Source organism: Sulfitobacter mediterraneus, from assembly GCF_016801775.1.
In the GTDB taxonomy this organism is placed as follows: domain Bacteria; phylum Pseudomonadota; class Alphaproteobacteria; order Rhodobacterales; family Rhodobacteraceae; genus Sulfitobacter; species Sulfitobacter mediterraneus_A.
In genome coordinates this window covers 721,230-741,858 of the sequence record NZ_CP069004.1, presented here as the reverse complement: position 1 = coordinate 741,858, position 20,629 = coordinate 721,230, and the positions used below count along the sequence as shown (strand labels likewise).

Annotated in this window: 19 protein-coding genes; 10 read left to right on the top strand and 9 right to left on the bottom strand. The window is 58.4% G+C overall.

All coding sequences use genetic code 11. The features are described from left to right. Window positions 1–57: 57 nt before the first annotated feature. Window positions 58–1,215, top strand: coding sequence for a cytochrome P450 (locus tag JNX03_RS03585; RefSeq protein WP_203211077.1), 1,158 nt, complete (start codon window positions 58–60; stop codon window positions 1,213–1,215). 48 nt (window positions 1,216–1,263) lie between these two features. Further along, entirely contained in the window at window positions 1,264–1,956 is a 693-nt protein-coding gene (locus JNX03_RS03580) for a M48 family metalloprotease (RefSeq protein ID WP_203211076.1), read from the top strand. Window positions 1,957–1,970: 14 nt separating this feature from the next. On the opposite strand, the gene JNX03_RS03575 is transcribed toward JNX03_RS03580, so the two are convergent. The 5 genes from JNX03_RS03575 to JNX03_RS03555 form a co-directional block, all read right to left on the bottom strand. Further along, window positions 1,971–2,471: an RSP_2648 family PIN domain-containing protein gene (locus JNX03_RS03575; protein WP_203212117.1), complete on the bottom strand. Its 501-nt coding sequence runs from the start codon at window positions 2,469–2,471 to the stop codon at window positions 1,971–1,973. A gap of 47 nt (window positions 2,472–2,518) precedes the next feature. Then, complete coding sequence (locus JNX03_RS03570; protein WP_203211075.1) at window positions 2,519–3,730, bottom strand: RSP_2647 family RNA methyltransferase; 1,212 nt, start codon at window positions 3,728–3,730, stop codon at window positions 2,519–2,521. 82 nt (window positions 3,731–3,812) lie between these two features. Next, window positions 3,813–4,445, bottom strand: a complete 633-nt coding sequence (locus JNX03_RS03565; protein ID WP_203211074.1) for a DUF6778 family protein — start codon at window positions 4,443–4,445, stop codon at window positions 3,813–3,815. Window positions 4,446–4,626: 181 nt separating this feature from the next. Beyond that, window positions 4,627–4,899 (bottom strand): hypothetical protein, encoded by a 273-nt coding sequence (locus JNX03_RS03560; protein WP_203211073.1) that lies wholly within the window; start codon window positions 4,897–4,899, stop codon window positions 4,627–4,629. Then, window positions 4,896–7,721: a bifunctional [glutamine synthetase] adenylyltransferase/[glutamine synthetase]-adenylyl-L-tyrosine phosphorylase gene (locus JNX03_RS03555; protein ID WP_203211072.1), complete on the bottom strand. Its 2,826-nt coding sequence runs from the start codon at window positions 7,719–7,721 to the stop codon at window positions 4,896–4,898. Before JNX03_RS03555 ends, JNX03_RS03560 begins: the two co-directional genes overlap by 4 nt. Before the next feature lie 28 nt (window positions 7,722–7,749). Between JNX03_RS03555 and JNX03_RS03550 the strand changes: the two genes are divergently transcribed. Then, window positions 7,750–8,220 (top strand): YbaK/EbsC family protein, encoded by a 471-nt coding sequence (locus JNX03_RS03550; protein ID WP_203211071.1) that lies wholly within the window; start codon window positions 7,750–7,752, stop codon window positions 8,218–8,220. 456 nt (window positions 8,221–8,676) lie between these two features. Here the strand turns inward: JNX03_RS03550 and JNX03_RS03545 are convergent, their stop codons facing one another. Further along, window positions 8,677–9,069, bottom strand: coding sequence for a hypothetical protein (locus tag JNX03_RS03545; protein ID WP_203211070.1), 393 nt, complete (start codon window positions 9,067–9,069; stop codon window positions 8,677–8,679). 523 nt (window positions 9,070–9,592) lie between these two features. Between JNX03_RS03545 and JNX03_RS03540 the strand changes: the two genes are divergently transcribed. The 5 genes from JNX03_RS03540 to JNX03_RS03515 all read left to right on the top strand — a co-directional run bounded on the left by JNX03_RS03540 (window position 9,593) and on the right by JNX03_RS03515 (window position 13,482). Beyond that, window positions 9,593–9,934: a hypothetical protein gene (locus JNX03_RS03540; RefSeq protein ID WP_203211069.1), complete on the top strand. Its 342-nt coding sequence runs from the start codon at window positions 9,593–9,595 to the stop codon at window positions 9,932–9,934. A gap of 608 nt (window positions 9,935–10,542) precedes the next feature. Beyond that, window positions 10,543–11,256 carry a class I SAM-dependent methyltransferase gene (locus JNX03_RS03530; protein WP_203211067.1) on the top strand — a complete coding sequence of 238 codons (714 nt, stop codon included), beginning with the start codon at window positions 10,543–10,545 and terminating at the stop codon, window positions 11,254–11,256. Window positions 11,257–11,680: 424 nt separating this feature from the next. Continuing rightward, window positions 11,681–12,091, top strand: a complete 411-nt coding sequence (locus JNX03_RS03525) for a DUF2852 domain-containing protein (RefSeq protein ID WP_203211066.1) — start codon at window positions 11,681–11,683, stop codon at window positions 12,089–12,091. Window positions 12,092–12,155: 64 nt separating this feature from the next. Then, entirely contained in the window at window positions 12,156–12,581 is a 426-nt protein-coding gene (locus tag JNX03_RS03520; RefSeq protein WP_203211065.1) for an RDD family protein, read from the top strand. A 79-nt stretch (window positions 12,582–12,660) separates the two neighbouring features. Next, the gene (locus tag JNX03_RS03515; protein ID WP_203211064.1) at window positions 12,661–13,482 is read left to right on the top strand and encodes an arginyltransferase; all 822 of its coding nucleotides are present in this window, start codon (window positions 12,661–12,663) and stop codon (window positions 13,480–13,482) included. 139 nt (window positions 13,483–13,621) lie between these two features. Here JNX03_RS03515 and JNX03_RS03510 read toward each other — a convergent pair whose 3' ends face one another. The 3 genes from JNX03_RS03510 to JNX03_RS03500 all read right to left on the bottom strand — a co-directional run bounded on the left by JNX03_RS03510 (window position 13,622) and on the right by JNX03_RS03500 (window position 18,197). Next, window positions 13,622–15,976 (bottom strand): TRAP transporter large permease, encoded by a 2,355-nt coding sequence (locus JNX03_RS03510; protein ID WP_203211063.1) that lies wholly within the window; start codon window positions 15,974–15,976, stop codon window positions 13,622–13,624. A gap of 18 nt (window positions 15,977–15,994) precedes the next feature. Beyond that, complete coding sequence (locus JNX03_RS03505; RefSeq protein ID WP_203211062.1) at window positions 15,995–16,963, bottom strand: TRAP transporter small permease subunit; 969 nt, start codon at window positions 16,961–16,963, stop codon at window positions 15,995–15,997. 145 nt (window positions 16,964–17,108) lie between these two features. Further along, window positions 17,109–18,197, bottom strand: a complete 1,089-nt coding sequence (locus tag JNX03_RS03500) for a TRAP transporter substrate-binding protein (RefSeq protein ID WP_203211061.1) — start codon at window positions 18,195–18,197, stop codon at window positions 17,109–17,111. A gap of 251 nt (window positions 18,198–18,448) precedes the next feature. Between JNX03_RS03500 and JNX03_RS03495 the strand changes: the two genes are divergently transcribed. After that, window positions 18,449–19,876, top strand: coding sequence for a cache domain-containing protein (locus tag JNX03_RS03495; RefSeq protein ID WP_203211060.1), 1,428 nt, complete (start codon window positions 18,449–18,451; stop codon window positions 19,874–19,876). Beyond that, window positions 19,873–20,517, top strand: a complete 645-nt coding sequence (locus JNX03_RS03490; RefSeq protein ID WP_203211059.1) for a response regulator transcription factor — start codon at window positions 19,873–19,875, stop codon at window positions 20,515–20,517. Before JNX03_RS03495 ends, JNX03_RS03490 begins: the two co-directional genes overlap by 4 nt. The last annotated feature ends 112 nt before the right edge of the window (window positions 20,518–20,629 follow it).

Here is a 20,629-nt window from a genome sequence, read left to right as displayed (position 1 = left end):
CTTTTTAAGCGTATACTGCCCCTTGGCCCCCCTGCTGTTGCACACTAGGCTTGGCCCATGTCCAATGCCCCCGTCACCCATATCGACCCCGCCGCGTTTACCGCTGATCCCTATCCGGTGCTGGCGCAGATGCGGGCCAAAACGCCGATCACCTTTGTACCTGAACTGGGCGCGACCCTGCTGACCCGGCGCGACGACATTCACCGCGAGGAAAAGCGGATCGAGGTGTTTTCATCGGTTCAACCGGGCGGGTTGATGGAACAGATCATGGGCCTGAACATGATGCGCCGTGATGGCGAGCCGCATGGGCAGGAACGCCGTGCGTTGTTTCCCGCGCTCAGCCCGCGCACCGTGGCAGATCACTGGGCGCCACAGTTTGAACAGATCGTGACTGCGCGGCTGGACCAATTGGCCCCTCTGGGCGGCTGCGATCTGGTTCGCGATTTTGCCATGCCGGTGTCCGGTGCCGCGCTGTGCGCCATGACTGGGCTGACCTGCATGACCCCGGAGGAGATGGACAGCGCCAGCCAGCAAATGATTGATGCCATTGCCAATTATGCGGCCAACCCGCAAATCGAGGCGACCGGTCTTGCTGCCTCAACCCGTGTGGATGACGCGATTGCGGAATGTTTGCCGCAGGTCCGCGCTGTGCCTGATCCCTCGATCCTGAGTGTACTCGACCGGGCTGAAATGCCCCTGCCCTCCATCGCGGCCAATATCAAGGTGATCATTGGCGGCGGCCAGAATGAGCCGCGTGATGCCATTGCGGGCCTGCTATGGGCTTTGCTTGCCCATCCGGATCAACGCGCCCTGATCACATCCGGCGATGCCACACTGTCGGATGCGTTTTCCGAATATGCGCGGCTTGTTGCGCCCATCCAGATGGCCCCGCGCATGGTGGCGCGGCGCGACACTGTTGCGGGCGTGACGTTTGAGCCAGGTGACCGGGTGTTCTTGATGTTTGGCTCGGCTTGCCGGGACGAAGACCATTTTGCCAATGCGGATCAATTTGATCTGTCCCGTGATACCTCTGCCGCTATCCCGTTCGGCGCTGGCCCGCATTTCTGCGCCGGTGCTGCGGCCTCGCGCAGCTTGGTGGCTCATTACGCCGTGCCAATGATCCTTGAGCGGTTTCCACAATTGCGGCTTGCCGGACCCGTACCCTTTGCCGGCTGGGCGTTTCGCGGGCCAACCTCGGTGCCGGTAACGTGGTAGCGGCCCAGACGCCCTTGCCCGTCGCGCCGCGCACCCCATATTGATGCTATGATCCGCGTTTTACCCATCCTTCTGGCCGTGGCCTATGCCCTTGCGATGTATCGCTTTTCCGCTTGGCGCACCGCGCGGGAACTCGACGCACGCTCCACCCCTTTGGTTGATCCTGCGCTCAAGGACATGTCGGACCGGATGGCAAAAGCGCTCGATCTGCCGCGGATCAAGGTGCACATCTACGAGATTGATCCGGTGAACGGTCTGGCCGCGCCGGATGGCCGGATTTTCATTACACGCGGCTTCTACAACAGGTTCCGTGCAGGAGAGGTGACAGCCGAAGAACTGGCCAGTGTGATCGCTCACGAGCTGGGGCATGTGGCACTTGGCCATTCGCGCCGCCGCATGATTGATTTTTCCGGGCAAAACGCCATGCGCACGGTTTTGGCGATGGTTCTGGGCCGGTTTATCCCGTTTGCAGGGGTTTGGATTGCCAATATGTTAACCACGCTTCTGGCGGCGCGGTTATCGCGCGGCGACGAATACGAGGCGGACGCCTATGCCGCCGCGCTTTTGACGAAGGCGGGGATCGGTGTTGGTCCGCAGATTTCCCTGTTTGAAAAGCTGGAAGGATTGACCCAATCCAATCACGGCACGGCGCCGGCCTGGCTTTTGAGCCATCCCAAAACCGCCGAGCGTATCGCGGCCCTGCGCAAGCTTGAAGCACGTTGGGACAAGGCGGATCGGTAATTCGCATACTGTCTCTAAGTGGTCAGGGCCTTGCCCAATCGCGGCAGCCTGGCTTTTTTCATCAGCCCGCGCATATCCCAGTCCTGGCCAGACATATGCTGCGCGGCTTGCAGTATGCGCTCTGAAACCACGCGGATGGCGGCATCATGTTCGGGCCAGAGCTGCATCAGGTAGCTGTCGGGATCGACCCGATCAATGCCCTCTTCGGCCAAGGTGCCGCGCGGAAAATCCTTGGCGTTCAAAGTCATGATCATATCGGCACCGGCATCCACCGCGACTGCCAAAACATGAATGTCGTCCGCATCCGGCAACCATAACCGGGCTACGAGGCCGGGGGCTGCGGGGCGTTCGGCCTTTGGCCAGGCGGCGCGGATCAGGGCAATCTCCGCGCGGGCCTGCGCCTCGCCTTCGGGGCCGAGCTTGATCGCGGCGCGGGCCCATTCTTCCAGGATACGCGCTGACCAGATCGGTTCAAACACGCCTGATGCCGCCACCCCAAGCACCACCTCGCGCATCACCGTGGGGTAAAGCACGCAGGTGTCGATCAGGATGCGCGGGGCGCTCACAGGCGGAAGAACAACGATTTCAGATAGCCGCTTTCGGCCAGTTGCGGCAGCTGCGGGTGGTCCGGTCCGGCAAAACCGGTGTGCAGCATGATCGCCCGCCGTCCGGCACGGCCAATGCCGCGCACTGATGCATTCCGGAACTGCGCCAGATCCGCCGCATGCGAACAGGAACACAGGGCCAGAACGCCGTTCTCAGCCACCAATGGCGCGGCCAGACGCGCGATCTTTTCATAGGCCCGCAATCCGGCCTCAAGCGCATTGCGCGATGGGGCAAAGGCGGGCGGATCACAGATCACCACATCAAACTGTGCCCCTTCGCTGCGCAGGGCGGCCAGGGTGTCAAAGGCATCGCCCTGGCGGATGCTGAATTTGTCCTGCACGCCCATGGCTTTGGCACCAGCCTCGGCCAGCGCAAGCGCGGGCGCGGATCCATCGACCGCCAGTGCAGAAGCCGCACCATTGGCCAAAGCGGCCAGAGAAAATCCTCCAACATGGGAAAAAACGTCCAGAACCCGCGCGTCTTTGCTGAGGTTGGCGGCAAAAGCATGGTTGGGCCGCTGGTCGTAAAACAGGCCGGTTTTCTGGCCACCGGTCAGGTCCGCCATATAGGTGGCGCCATTCATCGGCACCGGCAGCGCCGCCTCGGGTGCTGCGCCAGTCAAAACCGCAGAGACATCGTCCAGCCCCTCAAGGGTGCGCGTGCGCCCGCCTGCGTTTTTCAAGATGTTGGTGATGCCGGTTACGGATGTCAGCGCCGCACAAAGCGGTTCCAGCAGGGCATCGGCCCATGCGGCATTGGGCTGCACCACACATGTGTCGCCAAACCGGTCGATGATCACACCGGGCAACCCGTCAGCCTCGGCATGGATCAAGCGATAATACGGGGCATCAAAGAGTTGCGAACGCAGGGCCAGCGCACGGGCGATATGCGCCTCAAACCATGGCTGATCAATCACCGCATCCGGGTTTTGGTCCAGCATCCGCGCAATGATCTTTGACGTCGGATTGACCGAAACCAGCCCCATAGGCTGGCGGGCGTCATCTTCGAGACGGGCCAGTGTGCCAGGGTCAAGTTTCTTGGTCCGGCGGTCCAACACCATTTCATTGGCATAGACCCAAGGGAAGCCGTGGCGGATGGCACGGGCGTTGGCCTTTGGCAAAAGGCGGACGACCGGCAGTGAGGCGGATGAAGAAAGGGGCGCTGTCATAGCGCCCCCTCTAGTGGGTTCTGGCCTTTAACGAAAGCGCCGATTTTGTTGTGGTCCCGCATTGCCCCCAATGCGCAGCCAATCAGACGCTTGGTTTGGCCAGCTCCTCCTGGATCACCTGGGCAAGATAGCCGGTGACCCGAACCTTTTGTGTGTGCCCTGCCCGGTCCGCCTCAATCGCGGCCTGCCCGCCAAATGCATGCAGGTTCGCTGAGACTTTGCGCGGCGGCGCCAGTGCGATGCCGGTATCGGCGCTGCGCACAGTTAGGATAAACTCCATATTGTGCACGCCGCTGGCGAAATAGCGGGTCTTCTCGCTGACGGAATGGAACCGTGCGATTTCCACGTCCAGCACCACCGGAACAGCGCCGTTCATGTTTGCCGTGCCTCTGGCAAAAGCCTCTTCAAAGATGGCTTCGATCTGCTCATAGCGGTCGCCAATCGGATCACCGCGCCAAACGATGTCACCGCGTGGATAATAGACGTTGGCCTCGGAGACTTTGAGGCTGCGCGGGGCGCGGACGTTGATCTCTGTCACATTCATCGAATAGGGCAACTGCTTTTGCGCCACCGATTCTGCTACAAGGGGCGATGATCCCAGCAAGGGTTCGGTTGCCTCAAACGGTGCGTTCCGGCTGGTTACATCCGGCAGTTGGGCGCAGGCGGCGGTCATCGCGCCCAGGGCCAGTGCCCCGATCAGTTTCAGTGTTTTCATGTCATCCTCGCTTGGGCGCATCGCCGCAGGCTGTTTCACTTCACATTGAAACAAATGCCCGGCAATGAGGGCGAGAATTGGGCGTAATCTGTGAAAGAGCGGGGCGTTCCGATGTCCGCCGGGTGGCCCGCTGCCTCAATGGTGCTTGTTCGGCACGACCCACAGGAACGCAGGCGAAGGATCAGTTCCGTGTCCGGCTGCGCCAACCGCCGCGGCGGCGCGGGGCGGTCATGGTGGTGCGCCCATCCGTCAGGATCTGCGTCATCGGGTGATCGGGAAAGTCATCCCCATAGCGGCCCAAAAGCACCCCGAGACTGTTCAGCGTATCCTGCCCTGATGGCAAGGACAGCGCCCAGTCAAGAAAGATCGTCCGGCATTCCGCCGCCGAGATGCCATCCATCCGGTACGCTTCGAAAATCAGTCCTTTCGGATCCATTTCATCACCTTTTTTCATGTCGCCTCGTTGGCTTGGGTTGTCGGCGGCGCCGGCAGGGCCGCGTCGATCATTTCGGCCGCGCGGGCATAGGTCTGGGTCATTTGCGCCTCAAGATCGGCGAAAGTGTCGCATCCCAACGTTCTGGCGAGGAATTTTTCGCCCGCCTGCCCCAATTTGTCCGATCGTACCGGATTTGCGGACAAGAGCCGACCGGCGCATTGCAAGGTCCAACATTGGTCATAGGCCTGTTGCAGCGCGGTACGTTGGCTTTCCGAGATCACCTGTGATGCCTCTGCCGCGCTAAGACCGTCGGAAATGTCGTGGGCCGCGCGACCCGCCATCAAGGCTCCGGCTTGGGCAAACAATTCGATGTCCTGCAAGCGCCCTGCCCCGATCTTGGCGTCAAAGGGGCCATCGGGGGCTTTGGCAGCGGCGATGCGCAGGCGCATCTGGGCGACCTCGGGCAGGATCTGATCGCTTGGACGTCCGGTCTTGAGAATGTCCGCGCAAAGGGCAGCAACATCTGCGGCCAATCCCGGCGGTCCGGCCACCACATCGGCCCGTGTCAGCGCCAGATGTTCCCAGACCCAGGCCTCCTCCTTTTGATAGCTTTCAAAACTGGACAGGCTGGTGGCCACCGGCCCTTGATTGCCCGACGGTCGCAGCCGCATATCAACTTCGTACAAGCGCCCCTGCGCCATCGGGGCGGTCATGGCGGTGATCATCGCCTGGGTCAGCCGCGCATAATAGAGCCTTGAGGCCAGCGGGCGCTTACCTTCAGAGCTGTCCTGCCCGTCCGGATCATAGATCACCAACATGTCCAGATCGGAGGTCGCGGTCAGACGCCCGGCCCCAAGCGAGCCCATGCCCAGCAGCACCGCACCGCGCCCCGGCGGCGGACCATGGCGCAGGGCAAATTGTGCCGTGACCACAGGCCAAAGCGCGGTGAGAACCGCGCGGGCCAGTTCCGCATATTGCCGGCCTGCGGTCGCTGCATCAATGAGACCACGCAACAGATGGACCCCGATCCGAAAATGCCATTCACGGGCCCAACGGCGGGTGCCGTCCAGCTGCGCCTCATAGTCCGGCTCTGCCGCCAGTGTTTCAGCGAGCATCTCGGTCAGTCCCGCCTGCCCCGGCCAATCGCTGAAGAAATCGCCGCCAATGACCGCATCAAACACGCCGGCGTTGCGCGACAGGTGCACCGCCAGGGCCGGTGAGGTGCTGACGATGTCAATCAACAGATCGGCCAATTGCGGGTTTGCCTTGAGCAGTGAGAACAATTGCACCCCAGCGGGCAATCCGGCGAGAAAGCCATCAAAGGCCAGCAACGCCTCGTCCGGTTTTGCCGCCCGTGCCAACCGCGCCAGAAGATCCGGTTTCAGACGCTCAAAGATCTCCAGCCCGCGTTCAGAGCGGAGCGCCGGATAGCTTTGCCAGCGATCCAACACCTGATGATCAAACACATGATCGGCGGCGGCCTCCTTGGCCGCGTCGGGCGCAGGGGCGCGGGAGGCGGCAAAGAACCCTTCGGTCAGCTCATGTACCGCACTGAGCCGCGCGTGCAGTTCTGCCTCAAGCTCCGGCACGTCTTTGTCCATCATCGCGGCAAGCCGCGCAAAACCTTCGGGCGATTGCGGCAGATTGTGGGTCTGGGCATCGCGCACCATCTGAACCCGGTGTTCCACCGTGCGGTGATAGCGATAGTTATCGGCCAGAACCTGCGCAACATCCGGCGGCACCCAGCCCTTGTCCGCCAAGACAGACAAGCCCTCACAGGTGCCGCGCAACCTCAGATCCGGATCGCGCCCGCCTGCAATCAACTGGCGGGTCTGAGTGAAAAACTCGATCTCGCGAATGCCGCCGCGCCCCAGTTTCATATTGTGCCCCGGCAAGGTGATCGGCCCGCCCAGCCCCTTGTGCTCACGGATCGCCAGTCGCATGTCATGGGCGTCCTGAATGGCCGCAAAATCCAGATGCCGCCGCCAGACAAAGGGCCGCAGAGCCTTGAGGAATCTGTCACCCGCCACCAGGTCGCCTGCCGCTGGCCGCGCCTTGATATAGGCTGCGCGTTCCCATGTCCGGCCCAGCGACTCATAATAACGTTCCGCCGCCTCCATCGCCATACAGACCGGGGTGACCGCCGGATCGGGGCGCAGGCGCAAATCGGTGCGAAACACATATCCTTCGCTGGTCAGATCACTCAGCGTCCCGCTCATCGCGCGGGTTGCACGGACAAACCCGGTGCGGGCCTCGTGAAAATCATCCGGGTCAAAGCGGGTTTCGTCAAACAGGCAAATCAGATCAATGTCGGAGGAATAATTCAGCTCATGCGCGCCCATCTTGCCCATGGCAAGCACCACCATGCCGCCTGCGTCGTGCAGATCGTTTTCGGTCAGCCCCGGCATCTTGCCGCGCCGGATCTGCGCCGCCAATCCGCCGCGCAGGGCCGCACCGCAGGCCGCATCGGCATAATCGGTCAAGGCGCCGGTCACCTGTTCGAGCGACCAAGCGCCGCCCAGATCCGCCAGCGCCGCCATCAGGGCCACCCGCCGTTTCCCCCGACGCAGCCCATCGGCCAGATCAGACGCCGCAAGCTCCGCCACGCCTGCAATCACCTGATCCACCGCAGTGTCAGGATCTTCCACCGCGCCGCGCAACCAATCGGCCTCGCGTTCCAGCAGGCCCATGAGATAGGGCGCGGTCGAAACAGCCCCTTTGATCAGCGCCGCAACCGAAGGGTCAAACCCGTCAATCAGAGGGCCGGCATCGGCGGCGCGGCCCTCATCAAAAATGCGGGGTGTACGGGTGATCTGGCTGGAAAGATGGGATGTTGTCATGCCACTAGCTTTGCGTCAGTGTCGCGCCATGAGCAAGAGCCTGAAACGCGTTCGCGCCGCATTGGATGCGGCAAATGTCACCGCAGATATCCGTGAAACCGCACTGGCACGGACCGCAGCCGACGCCGCTGCGGCACTCGGCTGCACAGTGGATCAAATCGCCAAATCCATCGTGCTGCGCGGCGAGACCAGCGGCGAGGCTGTTCTGTTTGTGACCGCGGGCGGGCAACAGGTGGATCTGACCGCTGCTGCCGCCCTCGCCGGAGAGCCGTTGGGCAAGGCCGACGCCGCCCTGATCCGCGCGCAAACCGGCTTTGCCATCGGCGGGGTTTCCCCTGTTGGCCACATCAATCCGGCGCGGGCGTGGTTTGACCGGACTTTGCTGGAGTTTGACATGATCTGGGCCGCCGCCGGCACCCCGCATCATGTGTTCGGCTTGGCGCCAAAGGAGATGCTGCGCATTTCGGGCGCGCAACTGGCTAATTTTAAGGTGATTTAGAAGACATACCCTTTCCCGCACAGAAAAGGAAAACACGCGGATTATTTGGGTGGACGGCCAAGCGAAGCCCTCGGATGCGGGGTATAAGCTCAAAGATACCCTAGGAGATGAAGCCGAATTGCCAAATCACCGATTTGGCCGCGCCCGAACCGCCCCGTTTTGCCAAAGGCAAACCTACGGTTTGACGGGGCGGGCGCTTTGCTTCCTGTCCCTCGGTTCGGGCGCGGTGGTTCTTTAAGGGCAGCTTTGTCCGCATAGCCGACATTCGCCTGCCGCTCCTTTATGTCGTGCCCCACCCTACCAGTCGGCAAAGCCTACCGAAACTGTCAGATGTAGGCTATGAGCCCATAGCAGACCCATCGCTGTCCTAAAAAGCCAACGCCTCTCAAACTTAATGTTTCTCAGGTGCAGAATAGCGAGAAAGAAATGTAACTGCATCAGTTAGACTTCACCAAATCAATGAGCTGGTGTTTTTGCGATTTGAGCCCCAATCAGGCTAGAAACTGTCACCACAAGCAGGCCTACACCAGCGATCTCAAATGTAAGGCTTTCGATCTCTGACGATGAAATTGCTAAGAAAAAGAAGGCGTGGGCGGTGTATGCGATCATCATCATCTTTACATGGTCAAAAGCATCAGGCCGCCTCCTCACTAACCCAAAATACACGCAGGAAAAAATGTAACCAGACATCACGTAAAATAGAGCAGGAAAGAGAGCGAACTTGCTCGATGTTTCCACGATTTCGAACAGCTCAAATCTGGTTGGCTCGGAAAACTTTGCATGAATGAACGCAGTTACAAGCACAACTTCAAGGGAACGCTCGACTACCCAACTTAAAAAAACACGCATGTCACAGCCTTTTCAGAGCGCGCAGACAAATTTACACCTTTGATCCTCTGCCACAAAAGAAACTATCAGCGGTTGGACCGTTAAGATTTGGAGGTAATGATTGCAAGGTGGTCAACAGTGTCACTTTGTCCGCAGGACCAACATTGGCTCCTTTTTGTTGCTTCCCAGCTACCATCTACCTGCGACGGATGCAGAAGGTTACCACATCAAGAAGCAAAGCTACCGGTCCGCCAAAATAAAGCCCTCCAACAATGGCCCGATCCACACTTCGGACGCCAAAACCCTCTGGGAACGATAGGTGAAGGCATAAGAATACAAGCCAGAAACCAACAATGATCTTAAAATCAATACTTCTGGCAGTCAGGTACTTTCGAAGCAACTTGCGGCCTCCCTTTTGTCGTGCCCACAGCCTACCAGTTGGCAAGTCAGACCGAAACTGTCAGATGTCGGCTGTGAGGCCAAAGTCCCCAGTTTTGAGCCATTGCTCGTTGCCACATTGGTGGCGGTCATTCATGTTACAAAAATGAGCGAAAAACTCCCAAGACTTGAACTTATAAGGCTAAGAGAAATTGGATGGTCTCTGTGGGACCCAATCGGTTTGGATGGAAATTCGGGTATCTGGAGGGAAGAAACCTTTGCAGATGAATATGACGCCTATCTGATCAAAGCAGCAGTAATGCTGCGAAATCAATGCGCTCTAGCGGAGGTTGTCGAGTATCTATTCTTTATTGAGACCGATTGCATGGGGTTGGGTGTTGAAACAAGCGAGAGTGAGATTCGCAAAAATCTTCTGAAGGTCGCACAGGCAATAAATGATGACCCGCTCATTTGGAGTGACGGCATTTCCGCCGAAACCTCTTTGTAGTTTCTGAACGCCAGCTCCGTCCAGCATAGCCGACATTAACGGCACTTTGTCATGCCGATGTAGTGTGACACCAAGTATTGCAGTAAGCGGAAGACCCCGGATGAGGGCGGAAAAAGCCGGATGGGCCCTATAAAAAAGGGCCTCAAACAAGCGCAGGTAAAAATGGCTGAATTGCAGGAAGTCTTGCAAATGAGCCCAAATCAGCCCTCTGCAACGTATCCTGTAAATCTATGACAAATATTCCTGCAAAGCCCCTGCCCGCCCTCAAACCCCATTTAAATAGGGCTTTGAACGGCATTCGAAGGGTACATAAGTGGCCTTATGGGTGGAATTTAGCGCTGTGAACTGGGAAATGGGCTTCCCAGTTCGGCATTCTCTTCCCAGAAAGAGATTACAGCCGTAATAACAGAGCCTTAGCAAAATTGAAGCGCCAAATCAAGCGTCTGGAACTGGGAAGAGAATTTGGGACTTTGCAGGCGGATGGCCTACCAAAATTATCAGATGTCGGCCTTGACCTCAAAACCTTCATGATGTTGCAAGGTGAACGAGCGGCAGCTATTGCGCTTGGGCTGGCTACAAATTTGCCTACATTAGGGTGTTCTAAGTGAATGACTTCATCTGAATTGTTCTACGCGCGCGACCTTGCGGCCATACATGCAAAGCATCATGAAGCCTTGGCTCGTGCTGCTGCTGAAGTACTTTTGTCGCTGATGCCAACTGCCGGGCGCGTCCTGGACCTTGGCTGTGGTGCCGGACCGCTTTCTTTCCTGCTCACGGCTGATGGACATGAGGTCTACGGTATCGACCTTTCGGCTGAACTGTTGTCTATCGCCCGGCAACGTGTGCCCACCGGGCGCTTTGAACAATGCGATATACTTTCCACAGACTTTGGCGCCGTCGATGCGATTGCTGCAATTGGCGAGGTTGTGAACTATGCTACAGCCTCTGGAGGACCCGGCGCTCTAGAGAACCTATTTCGTCGTGCTCGCGAAAGCCTACCAGTGCGAGGTCAGTTCCTTTTCGATTGCGCTGGCCCCAAACGCCATAGGAAGGGCGAATACGTCTGGTCTGAACAAGCAGATAGCTTTGTTGCCATGCAGGCCATTGCGAAAGACGACATTATCACCCGAAAAATCGTTACGTTTACTCAGCGCGACAATGCTTGGGAGAAATCCAACGAAGTTCACCGCTTGCATACCTACGAGCCTACCCAGATATGCAGAATGCTGGAAAAAGCAGGCTTTGAAGTGCAGCATTTGTCAGGGTACGGCGAGTTCGAATTGCCTGACGGTCTGCATCCCTATCTTGCAACAGCCCTCTAACTTGATCGGTGGCATAAGGAACGCTGTGACCAGCCAGAGGGAGGCTCTCCAAAACCGACGTTGGACCGCACTTCTTAAACGACAACTCTGTCCCGCATAGCAGACATCAACGGCATTTTGTCAGGTCGAGCCCCCTAACCGTCCACAGAAATCAGCTTCAAGCAGTATTCGAAGGGTACATAAGGGGCCTTACAGGCGACGATGGGACCGGTTCATGCATTTCACCCACAGCAACGGATCACTATTTTCACATTGCAAGCATCTGAAATTAATACACTTTATAAATAAATGTAAAAACCATTCACATAAGCCCTTGCAAGAGACCCGATAAATGCCAATCTATGTAATGTGAAAGGCATTCACATAGCCCTTTCGCAGACGGGCCGCACCGGCGGCCTTCACCCCGAACTGAAAGGCATATTTGATGACCACGATCACTTCCGAACAAACCTACGCCCCGCGGCAAAGCTGGTTCGCCCGCTCCGAAGCCTGGCTGGATGACAAAGGCAAAGGCGCCTGGATCGCCGCCATGGTCCTTGGTTTTATCTTCTTCTGGCCCGTTGGCCTTGCCCTTTTGATGTACATGATCTGGAGTAAACGCATGTTTTCTGGAAAATCCTGCGCCCGCCGTGGCAGCCGCCACATGATGTCCACCCGTAGCACCGGCAACAGCGCCTTTGACGCCTACAAGGCCGACACCCTGCGCCGCCTCGAAGAAGAGCAGAACAACTTCGAAGCCTTTCTGGAACGTCTGCGCGAAGCCAAGGACAAGGCCGAATTCGACCAGTTCATGAACGACCGCGCAAAATCCAAGGACGACACGGCAGACGCCTGATCTGCACAAGCCTCCCCACGCCTCCCGGTCCTGCCGGGGGGCATTTTCCCAAGGAACCAAACAGATGACCCCAGACCCAGATCTGCATCCCCAATTTTACGAAGGCATCCCGGCCAAGCGGTTGTTTGCATGGCTCATTGACGCAGCCCTGATCTTTGTCCTGTGCCTGGTGATCGTGCCGTTCACCGCCTTTACCGGCCTGTTTTTCTTTCCGCTGCTGATGCTGGTCACGGGCTTTGCTTATCGGGTGATCACCCTCGCCAATGGCTCTGCCACTTGGGGGATGCGGCTGATGTCGATGGAAATCCGGACCCGCGATGATGAGGCCCTGGATCTTGGCACCGCCTTTCTGCATACGCTGGGCTATAGTATCTCCATCGCCTTTGCGCCGTTGCAACTGATCTCGATCGTGCTGATCTGCACCACGGCCCGCGCACAGGGCCTCACCGATATGGTGCTGGGCACCGTGCCGATGAACCGGCGCCGCTGATTGATCGCATTTTATTAAAACGTGTCTTGGCGCATGGAGGACCGGTTGTTATCATCCTTTCGCAACAATCGGATGTCTCATGCGCCACTCTTTGCCGCTCACTCCGCAGTTCTATGTAACTGCGCCGCAACCCTGTCCCTATCTTGAGGACCGGATGGAGAGAAAGCTGTTCACCGCCCTGCAGGGCGAAGCGGCGACCGAGCTGAACGACAGCCTGTCTGCGCAAGGGTTCCGCCGGTCACAAAATGTGCTCTACCGCCCGTCCTGCGCCGATTGCGCCTCCTGCCTGTCTGCACGGATCGACGTCTCCGCCTTCAGCCCAAGCAAAAGCCAAAAACGTATCATTAAGCGCAACAAGGCGCTGATGCGCCGGGCCACCTCGCCCTGGGCGACCGAAGACCAATATGACCTTTTCCGCCGGTATCTCGACAGCCGCCATGCGGATGGCGGAATGGCAGATATGGATGTGTTCGAATTTGCCGCCATGATCGAGGAAACCCCGATCCGCAGCCGCGTGATTGAATATGTGGATCAAGACACGGGCGATCTGGTGGGCGTCTGCCTGACCGATGTGTTGGGCGACGGGGTCAGCATGGTCTATTCCTTCTACACGCCCGACCGCCCCCGCGACGGGCTGGGCAACCACATCATCCTCGACCATATCGAGATCGCCCGCACCGCAGGCCTGCCCTACGTCTACTTGGGCTATTGGGTGCCGGGCAGCCCCAAGATGGGCTATAAGGCCAAGTTCTCCGGGCTTGAGGTCTACATTGGCGGACGCTGGCAAAAGATGCGCGATCCCGACACCTTCATGCCAGAACAGCACCCGCTCAGTACGGACCCTATTGCGGAACAAGTTGCCAATATCGCCCTGCCTGACATGGCCCGCAGCCGCCGCTGATCTTTCCCCCTTTTTGGCTCTTAAATATTCCGGGGGAGTCCGCAGGACGGGGGCTGGCCCCCACTTACATCTTGAATCAAATGAGGGCGCCTATGGCGCCCTCTCTTTTTGTTTCAACCGTGGATCAAACCATCCCAGATCAATTCGGGATCAGATCCGGCACAATGGTCACAATCGACGGGAAGAACCACAAGATCGCCAGACCCGCCACCTGGATCAACACAAACGGGATGATACCGCGGTAGATATGCGCTGTGGTCACGCTCGCCGGGGCCACCCCGCGCAGATAGAACAGGGCAAAACCGAAAGGCGGTGTCAGGAACGAGGTTTGCAGGTTGACCGCGATCATGATGGTCACCCATTTGGGATCAAATGTACCGCCATAGATAACCGGCCCGACAATCGGGATCACGATGTAGATGATCTCAAGGAAATCCAGCACGAAGCCCAGAACAAACAGCACCAGCATCACGATCAGGAACACCGTCAGCTCATTGTCAAACGACTTAAGGAATTGCTGGATGTAATGCTCACCGCCAAAGCTGATGACGACGAGGTTCAGCAGCTGCGACCCGATGAGGATGGTAAACACCATTGAGGTCACTTTGGCGGTTTCGCGCACCACCGGCGTCAGAACACCGGAGGTGTAAAGGATCCAGCAGGAGAACAGCAGACCAAAGACCGCATAGAGATAGGCGCCATAGGCCACAAAGAAGGCAAACCAGCTTTCAAAACTCACACCCTCTTGGTTGATCCGCAGGTCAAAGTTCACCCCGACAAGGATACAGACGATGATCGCCAGCGTGGACCAGATGATCACCTTGGGTGAACGGTCCTGGTCCCGCAGCTTGCGATAAGCGGCCAGCATGATGGCCCCGCCCGCACCCAGCGCCGCAGCCGGTGTCGGGTTGGTGATGCCGCCAAGGATCGACCCCAGAACTGCCACGATCAGAACCAGCGGCGGGAACACCACGCGGATCAATTCGTTCCTGGCACACAGCCCCGTCGCATAGACCACGCCGTACATGATCAACGCAAATGGGATCAGCATCAGCACAACCGTGGTTCCCGGCGAGGTCAGCGGCGAGATCAATACAATGTCCACCAGCACCGCCAGCACCACACCGATGCCGCCGATGATCAGCGGACGGGTCTCCGATGATGGCGAAACGCCGCGGCCCGTGGTCAGGAACAGCGACAGCAGGATCAGAAGGATCGCAACACCTGTCCCGATGGGGGCTGCGGCTGCCACCTTCGCGGCCTGCTTTTCGGCAAAGGCCTCTTCGGAGAGTTTTTCACTGGCTTTGATGCCGCCGGATGCATCGATATCAACCTGCTGCTGGATTGCGGCATCCCATGCCTCTTGACCATGCAGTTCAATCATCGCGGCCTTGCATTCATCGCCGACATTCGTGCGCAGGCTTGCCGCGTCACCGATTTCGGAGAAGGACGACACCGTGGTGTTCTGGCTGCCCACAATACCCATGTTGCCCAGGAAGATGGTCCCGACGATCAACAGAACAGGTGCGCCAACAAACCATGTAAAGGCTTCGCCACGTGTGACAGGCTCCGAATTGGTTGCGCCCATGGGCACGGCCGGGGCTTTGTCCGGGTTCAGCAGCGCGTAGCCAAAGGCATAAAGCGCATAAAGCAGGGCCAGCATGATCCCCGGCAGCAATGCCGCCTGGAACAGGGTGCCAACGGAGACCACCGCAGGCTCGCCCAGATAGGTCAAGGCATCGGTACAGCCGACCGAAGTTGCACGCGCCTCTTGTGCGGCGGAATACAGATCCCCCGCCAGCGTGCCCAGCAGAACGATCACAATTGAGGGCGGAATGATCTGCCCCAAGGTGCCGGAGGCCGCGATCACGCCAGTGGCGATCTCTGGCGAATAATTGTTGCGCAACATGGTTGGCAGGGCCAGCAGGCCCATGGTCACAACCGTTGCCCCCACGATCCCGGTGGAGGCGGCAAGGAAGGCGCCCACAACCACGATCGACACGGCCAGACCGCCGGGCAGCGGGCCAAACACCCGCGCCATCGTGGTCAGCAGATCATTGGCGATCTTGGAGCGTTCCAGCGTGATCCCCATCAGCACGAACATCAGAACCGCCAGCAGCGTCTCAATCGACTGGCCCGCCAGAACCCGTTCGTTCATCCGGTTCACGATGAAAGACACGTTCCGGTCCAGCGCGGTTTCCCAACCGGCCGGGAACACCGATTCCGCCACGCGCGGCAGATCGGGATACCTGAACAGCGATATCGCATCATCCTTGACGCCGGAATTGACCAGATCGCGGTAGGCTTGCGAGGATGTGTCAATCGCCTGATGGATCATCAGACCCGCACTGTCGAGCGCGGCAATGATCCCGAAGGAGATGATGCCGGCCCCGCCGATGGCAAAGGCCACCGGAAAGCCGGACAGGATGCCCCCGAAGAGACACACAAAAACAATGATCAGGCCAATTTCGACCCCGTCGAGACCAAATAGCATCAGGTCTACTCCCTTAGATTAATGTGTGCCTTCGTAGGCTTCTTCACCCTCGCCCAGCGTATCGCGGTCGAGGTATTTGTTTTCGGATTCAGGCCCTTCGCGGAACTCGCACCAGCTGCGGTAAAACACCGCCAGGGCTTGCAGCAGAACCATCACACAGAAGGCGCAAAGCAGAACCTTGAACAGGAAATAACCGTTGAAACCATTGGGCGAGAAACCGATGGTTTCCACATTCCATTTCAGCAAACGCGATTTGCGCAACAGCAGATCAAGCCGGTCCGAGGCGGATGGGTTTGGTGTCACCAGATGCCGCCACATGAAGAACCAGCCGTAAAGCCATGTCACCGTTACAAACGGGATCATAAAGAAGATCGCGCCAAACATATCGACGATCTTCTTGGTGCGGAACTTGGCCCCGGCATAGAACAGGTCAACCCGGACATGCCCGCCCTGCACAAAGGTATAAGCCACACAAAGAGTGACCACCAAGGCATTGAAAAGTTTCAGCTCTTCGGCAAACCAGGAGATATCGAATTGCAGCGGGATACCGAAACCGATGGAGATATCGGGCCGGGTAAAGATCCGTTGCAGGAAAACGATGATGATCTGTTGCAGCACCATCAGCAGACCGGCCCATGCAAACAGACGGCCCACCGAGTTGTTGAACCATTCCAGCCCGCGCACGTAAGACCACATGATCTCGCGCTTCCACATGCCGACGATGGTCAACAGGATGAGGAACGTCGTCAAAACAAAGAACAGCTCAACCGATGCCCCGTAATAGATGAACCGCATCAGGGCTTCTTTGTTGGACCAGTCCAGCCACATGCCCGGATTGAGCAAGGCGGCAAAGAAGTTATAAAAGGACTCCAGTATGTTGCCCGTCACAAATTGGACGAAACCACCGTCTTGGAATTTGTCGAGACAGCTGAGTTTTGCACCCTCCGCCGCCCGGAAAAACCCCGAACACATCACTTCATCGGCCATATGATCCCCCTCGCATTGCGCGGCGCCCCTCTTTGGCCCCATGCACAAGCACCTGTGTTTCGGCCTTTTGGCCGTTAAACGCGTTTTGGTGTCAGCATCCGGGGGCCGCAGATCATGCAGCCCCCGAAAAAATCAGTATCGGCACTTAGCCTGCGTTACGTACGCGCTCACGCTGCTCTACGTAGAATGCGTCAGACTTCGACAGCCATTCGGCAGAAGACGTCAGCGACGCTTCGAAGCTTTCGCGTGTTCTTGCAAACAGCTCGTCGCCCATGTTCTCGTCCATGACCTCTTTTGAAGCCGCGCCGAATGCATCCCAAACGTCGTCTGTGAACTGCATGGTTTTCACACCCTGCTGCTGCAGACGCGCCAGTGCGGCACCGTTGTTGGCCAGCGTTTCGGCCAGCTGCACGTGGGTTGTCGCCATTGTGGAATATTCGATGATCTTCTGGTGCGCTGGTGACAGCTCGTTGAACACGTCCAGGTTCACAGCGCATGCAAGACCGGAGCCTGGCTCGTGGAAGCCCGCAGTGTAGTACACTTTGGCAACTTCCTGGAAACCGGCGCGTTCGTCGGCGAACGGGCCAACCCACTCCAGACCGTCAAGAGCACCCGAAGACAGAGCTTGATAGAGTTCGCCGCCCGGGATGTTCTGAACGGATGCGCCCAGTTTGCCCAGAACCTTGCCACCGAGGCCAGGCATACGGAATTTCAGACCGTTGAAGTCCGCTGCGGAGCTGATTTCCTTGCGGAACCAACCGCCGGACTGGGAACCGGAGTTACCAGCAAGGAAGGACTTCAGGTTGAAGATCTCGCCCAGCTCGTTGTGCAGCTCATGGCCGCCGCCGTGGTGGTACCAGTTTGTCAGCTCTTGCGCTGTGCCGCCGAATGGAACGGCTGTATAGTAAGCATAGGCTGGGTGCTGGCCGATATAATAGTAATCGGCGGAGTGGTACATGTCGGCCTGACCGGAGGATACCGCGTCAAACACTTCGAAAGCGCCAACCAGTTCGCCCGGTGCTTTCTTGTCGATGGTCAGAGTGCCGTCAGACATCTCGTTGACCATGTTGTTCAGGTATGTGGCCGCATCGTCCAGAACGGCGAAACCGCGTGGCCAAGATGTTACCATTGTCAGTGTGCGCTTGCCTTGTGCATACGCAGGTGCTGCCAGCGTTGTGGCTGCGGCGGCTGTCCCGCCAAGTGCAGATGTCTTCAGAAATGAACGACGATCCATTGGATACTCCTCCCAAATTACCGCGCCCGACGCGCATTTCCGCACGCACAGGTCGCTTCAAGTGACGCTACAGTAACGGGCGCTGCTGTTTTTGAAATACCTACTACTACGTATAGGGAGGCTCGGAATCGTAGATTCGGTAAAGTTTTTTGACCGAAAACCGGGAATTTGAGCGATTGGCACCCCCGCCAAAGGGGGATCACAACCTCTCGGGGCTTTGATTCGGCGCAGATTCGGCGTATCGAATCAATATGCGTCGCCCGCTTTCCTTTCTCTCCCCCAGCTATGCGCAAAAGCTCACTCTGCTGGCCACGGTCCCGCTGATTGCGGCGGTGGCGGCGATCGCGATGATCGTTGCTTTGCAGGCACGGGCATTGGCAGAGCGTGAGATCACCACCCTTGAGACCCAGTTGATCGAGGCCAAGAAGGCCGAGCTGCACAATTACGTCACGCAGGCGCGCAACGGGTTCTACTTTGTCTATGGCCGCGCCGCGCCCGACGATGATGCGGCCAAGGCGCAGGTGACACAGATTCTGTCCGCGATGATCTATGGCGATGACGGGCAATTCTTTGTCTACGATTATGACGGCAACGCGATCGTGAGCCCGCGCCAGACAGAAAGGATCAACCAGAACTGGACCGGGCTGACCGACAGCGAGGGCACGCCGGTGGTGGATGAATTGATCCGCATTGCCCGTTCCGGTGCAGGCTATCACAGTTATCTCTGGCCCAAGCCATCGACCGGCAAAGAGGCGCGGATGATCACCTATGTAACCTCCTTTCCCTCCTGGCAGTGGGCCGTTGGCACAGGCGTGTTCATTGATGACGTTCTGGCCTCGGTTGCCAACGCCCGCGCCGATGTCGAGGCCCGCGTGCAACGGACCTTTGTTTATATTGGCGGGATTACCCTGCTGGCGCTTCTGGTGGTTTTTGCCACGGGGATGTTCGTTAACCTGCATGAACGGCGGCTGGCGGATGCCAAGCTCAAGAAACTGACCTTGCGGGTGTTTGACGCGCAAGAAGAGGAACGCGGACGGGTGGCGCGGGAATTGCATGACGGGATCAGCCAGATCCTCGTCGGCGTGCGCTATGCGCTGGACAACGCGCGACGGCGCTTGGAACGGGGTGATCCGGCCGCGGAAGAGCCGCTCAACAAGGGGATCACCACCCTCGCCGATGCGATTTCCGAAGTGCGCCGGATCAGCCGCGATCTGCGTCCCGGTGCCCTTGACGATCTGGGCCTTGGCCCGGCCATCAAGACCCTGACCGAGGAATTCGAGGCCCGCACCGGGATCATCTGCACCTTTGAAACCGTGGTGTTCCGCAACCGGCTGGACAATGACGCCAAGATCGCGCTCTACCGCATTGCCCAAGAAGCCCTGACAAACGTGGAGCGGCATTCGGGGGCAACACGGGTCGAAATTGATCTGCGCGGCCACCGGCGGGGCGGTACGCTGCGGATCACCGACAACGGCAAGGGGCTGACCACGGGCCGCAGCGCCGGATCTTCCGGATTGGGCCTGCGCAACATGCAAGAACGCATGGACCAGTTGGGCGGGACACTGCGACTGATTGAAGCAAAAGGCGGCGGAACGACGATTGAGGCCACCGTGCCATTGACGCATCTGTTGCCGCCTGAAAAGACAGAGGCCAAACCAACAAAGGTTGCCGCGGAATGACCGAGAAAACCAAAGTTCTGATTGTCGACGACCATCCAATGGTTGCCGAGGGCATTCAATCGATCCTCGAAAGCTATGACGATGTGGCCGTGGTCGGGACCGCATCCAATGGACGCAACCTGATGGACCGTCTGGATACGTTGGCTCCCGATGTGATCTTGATGGATCTGAACATGCCCGAGATCGGCGGGCTGACCGCCACCGAAATGGTGCTGGAGCGTCGCCCCGGCACTCGGGTCGTGATCCTGACCATGCATGACAGCCCTGAATATATCTCCTCGGCCCTGAGCCATGGTGCCAAAGGCTATCTTCTCAAGGACGTGCCGACCGATGAGATCAAGCTGGCGATTGATACGGTAATGCAGGGCAAGCAATATCTTTGCACCGGCGCGCAGGGCTCTATCGCGCCCAAAGACGGCGAGCCGCGCGAGGCGTTGACCGAACGGGAGCAGACGATTTTGCTGCAACTGGCGGCGGGCAAATCCAACAAGGAGGTGGCTGTGGCGCTTGAGATTTCCGTGCGCACAGTTGAAACCCACCGCAAGAACATCAAACGCAAACTGGGCATTTCCAGCACCGCCGGGCTGACACGCTATGCGCTGGAACATGGTGTTTTGCAGGGCACCGGTGTGCGGCTTTAACGGGCTGACCTACCGAAACGACCGTTTTTGACTGGTAGGATTTGGCAGGAGGGGCCGGTACGCGAGACTTAGCTGCCCTAAAGCCACCATCGCGCCCGAACCGAGGGGCGGA

What these genes read in the sequence shown, in the direction of transcription:
- JNX03_RS03585 (WP_203211077.1), top strand. Translation starts at nt 58, where the DNA reads ATGTCCAATGCCCCCGTCACCCATATCGACCCCGCCGCGTTTACCGCT.
- JNX03_RS03580 (WP_203211076.1), top strand. Translation starts at nt 1,264, where the DNA reads ATGATCCGCGTTTTACCCATCCTTCTGGCCGTGGCCTATGCCCTTGCG.
- JNX03_RS03575 (WP_203212117.1), bottom strand. Translation starts at nt 2,471, where the DNA reads ATGCGCGAGGTGGTGCTTGGGGTGGCGGCATCAGGCGTGTTTGAACCG.
- JNX03_RS03570 (WP_203211075.1), bottom strand. Translation starts at nt 3,730, where the DNA reads ATGACAGCGCCCCTTTCTTCATCCGCCTCACTGCCGGTCGTCCGCCTT.
- JNX03_RS03565 (WP_203211074.1), bottom strand. Translation starts at nt 4,445, where the DNA reads ATGAAAACACTGAAACTGATCGGGGCACTGGCCCTGGGCGCGATGACC.
- JNX03_RS03560 (WP_203211073.1), bottom strand. Translation starts at nt 4,899, where the DNA reads ATGAAAAAAGGTGATGAAATGGATCCGAAAGGACTGATTTTCGAAGCG.
- JNX03_RS03555 (WP_203211072.1), bottom strand. Translation starts at nt 7,721, where the DNA reads ATGACAACATCCCATCTTTCCAGCCAGATCACCCGTACACCCCGCATT.
- JNX03_RS03550 (WP_203211071.1), top strand. Translation starts at nt 7,750, where the DNA reads ATGAGCAAGAGCCTGAAACGCGTTCGCGCCGCATTGGATGCGGCAAAT.
- JNX03_RS03545 (WP_203211070.1), bottom strand. Translation starts at nt 9,069, where the DNA reads ATGCGTGTTTTTTTAAGTTGGGTAGTCGAGCGTTCCCTTGAAGTTGTG.
- JNX03_RS03540 (WP_203211069.1), top strand. Translation starts at nt 9,593, where the DNA reads ATGAGCGAAAAACTCCCAAGACTTGAACTTATAAGGCTAAGAGAAATT.
- JNX03_RS03530 (WP_203211067.1), top strand. Translation starts at nt 10,543, where the DNA reads ATGACTTCATCTGAATTGTTCTACGCGCGCGACCTTGCGGCCATACAT.
- JNX03_RS03525 (WP_203211066.1), top strand. Translation starts at nt 11,681, where the DNA reads ATGACCACGATCACTTCCGAACAAACCTACGCCCCGCGGCAAAGCTGG.
- JNX03_RS03520 (WP_203211065.1), top strand. Translation starts at nt 12,156, where the DNA reads ATGACCCCAGACCCAGATCTGCATCCCCAATTTTACGAAGGCATCCCG.
- JNX03_RS03515 (WP_203211064.1), top strand. Translation starts at nt 12,661, where the DNA reads ATGCGCCACTCTTTGCCGCTCACTCCGCAGTTCTATGTAACTGCGCCG.
- JNX03_RS03510 (WP_203211063.1), bottom strand. Translation starts at nt 15,976, where the DNA reads ATGCTATTTGGTCTCGACGGGGTCGAAATTGGCCTGATCATTGTTTTT.
- JNX03_RS03505 (WP_203211062.1), bottom strand. Translation starts at nt 16,963, where the DNA reads ATGGCCGATGAAGTGATGTGTTCGGGGTTTTTCCGGGCGGCGGAGGGT.
- JNX03_RS03500 (WP_203211061.1), bottom strand. Translation starts at nt 18,197, where the DNA reads ATGGATCGTCGTTCATTTCTGAAGACATCTGCACTTGGCGGGACAGCC.
- JNX03_RS03495 (WP_203211060.1), top strand. Translation starts at nt 18,449, where the DNA reads ATGCGTCGCCCGCTTTCCTTTCTCTCCCCCAGCTATGCGCAAAAGCTC.
- JNX03_RS03490 (WP_203211059.1), top strand. Translation starts at nt 19,873, where the DNA reads ATGACCGAGAAAACCAAAGTTCTGATTGTCGACGACCATCCAATGGTT.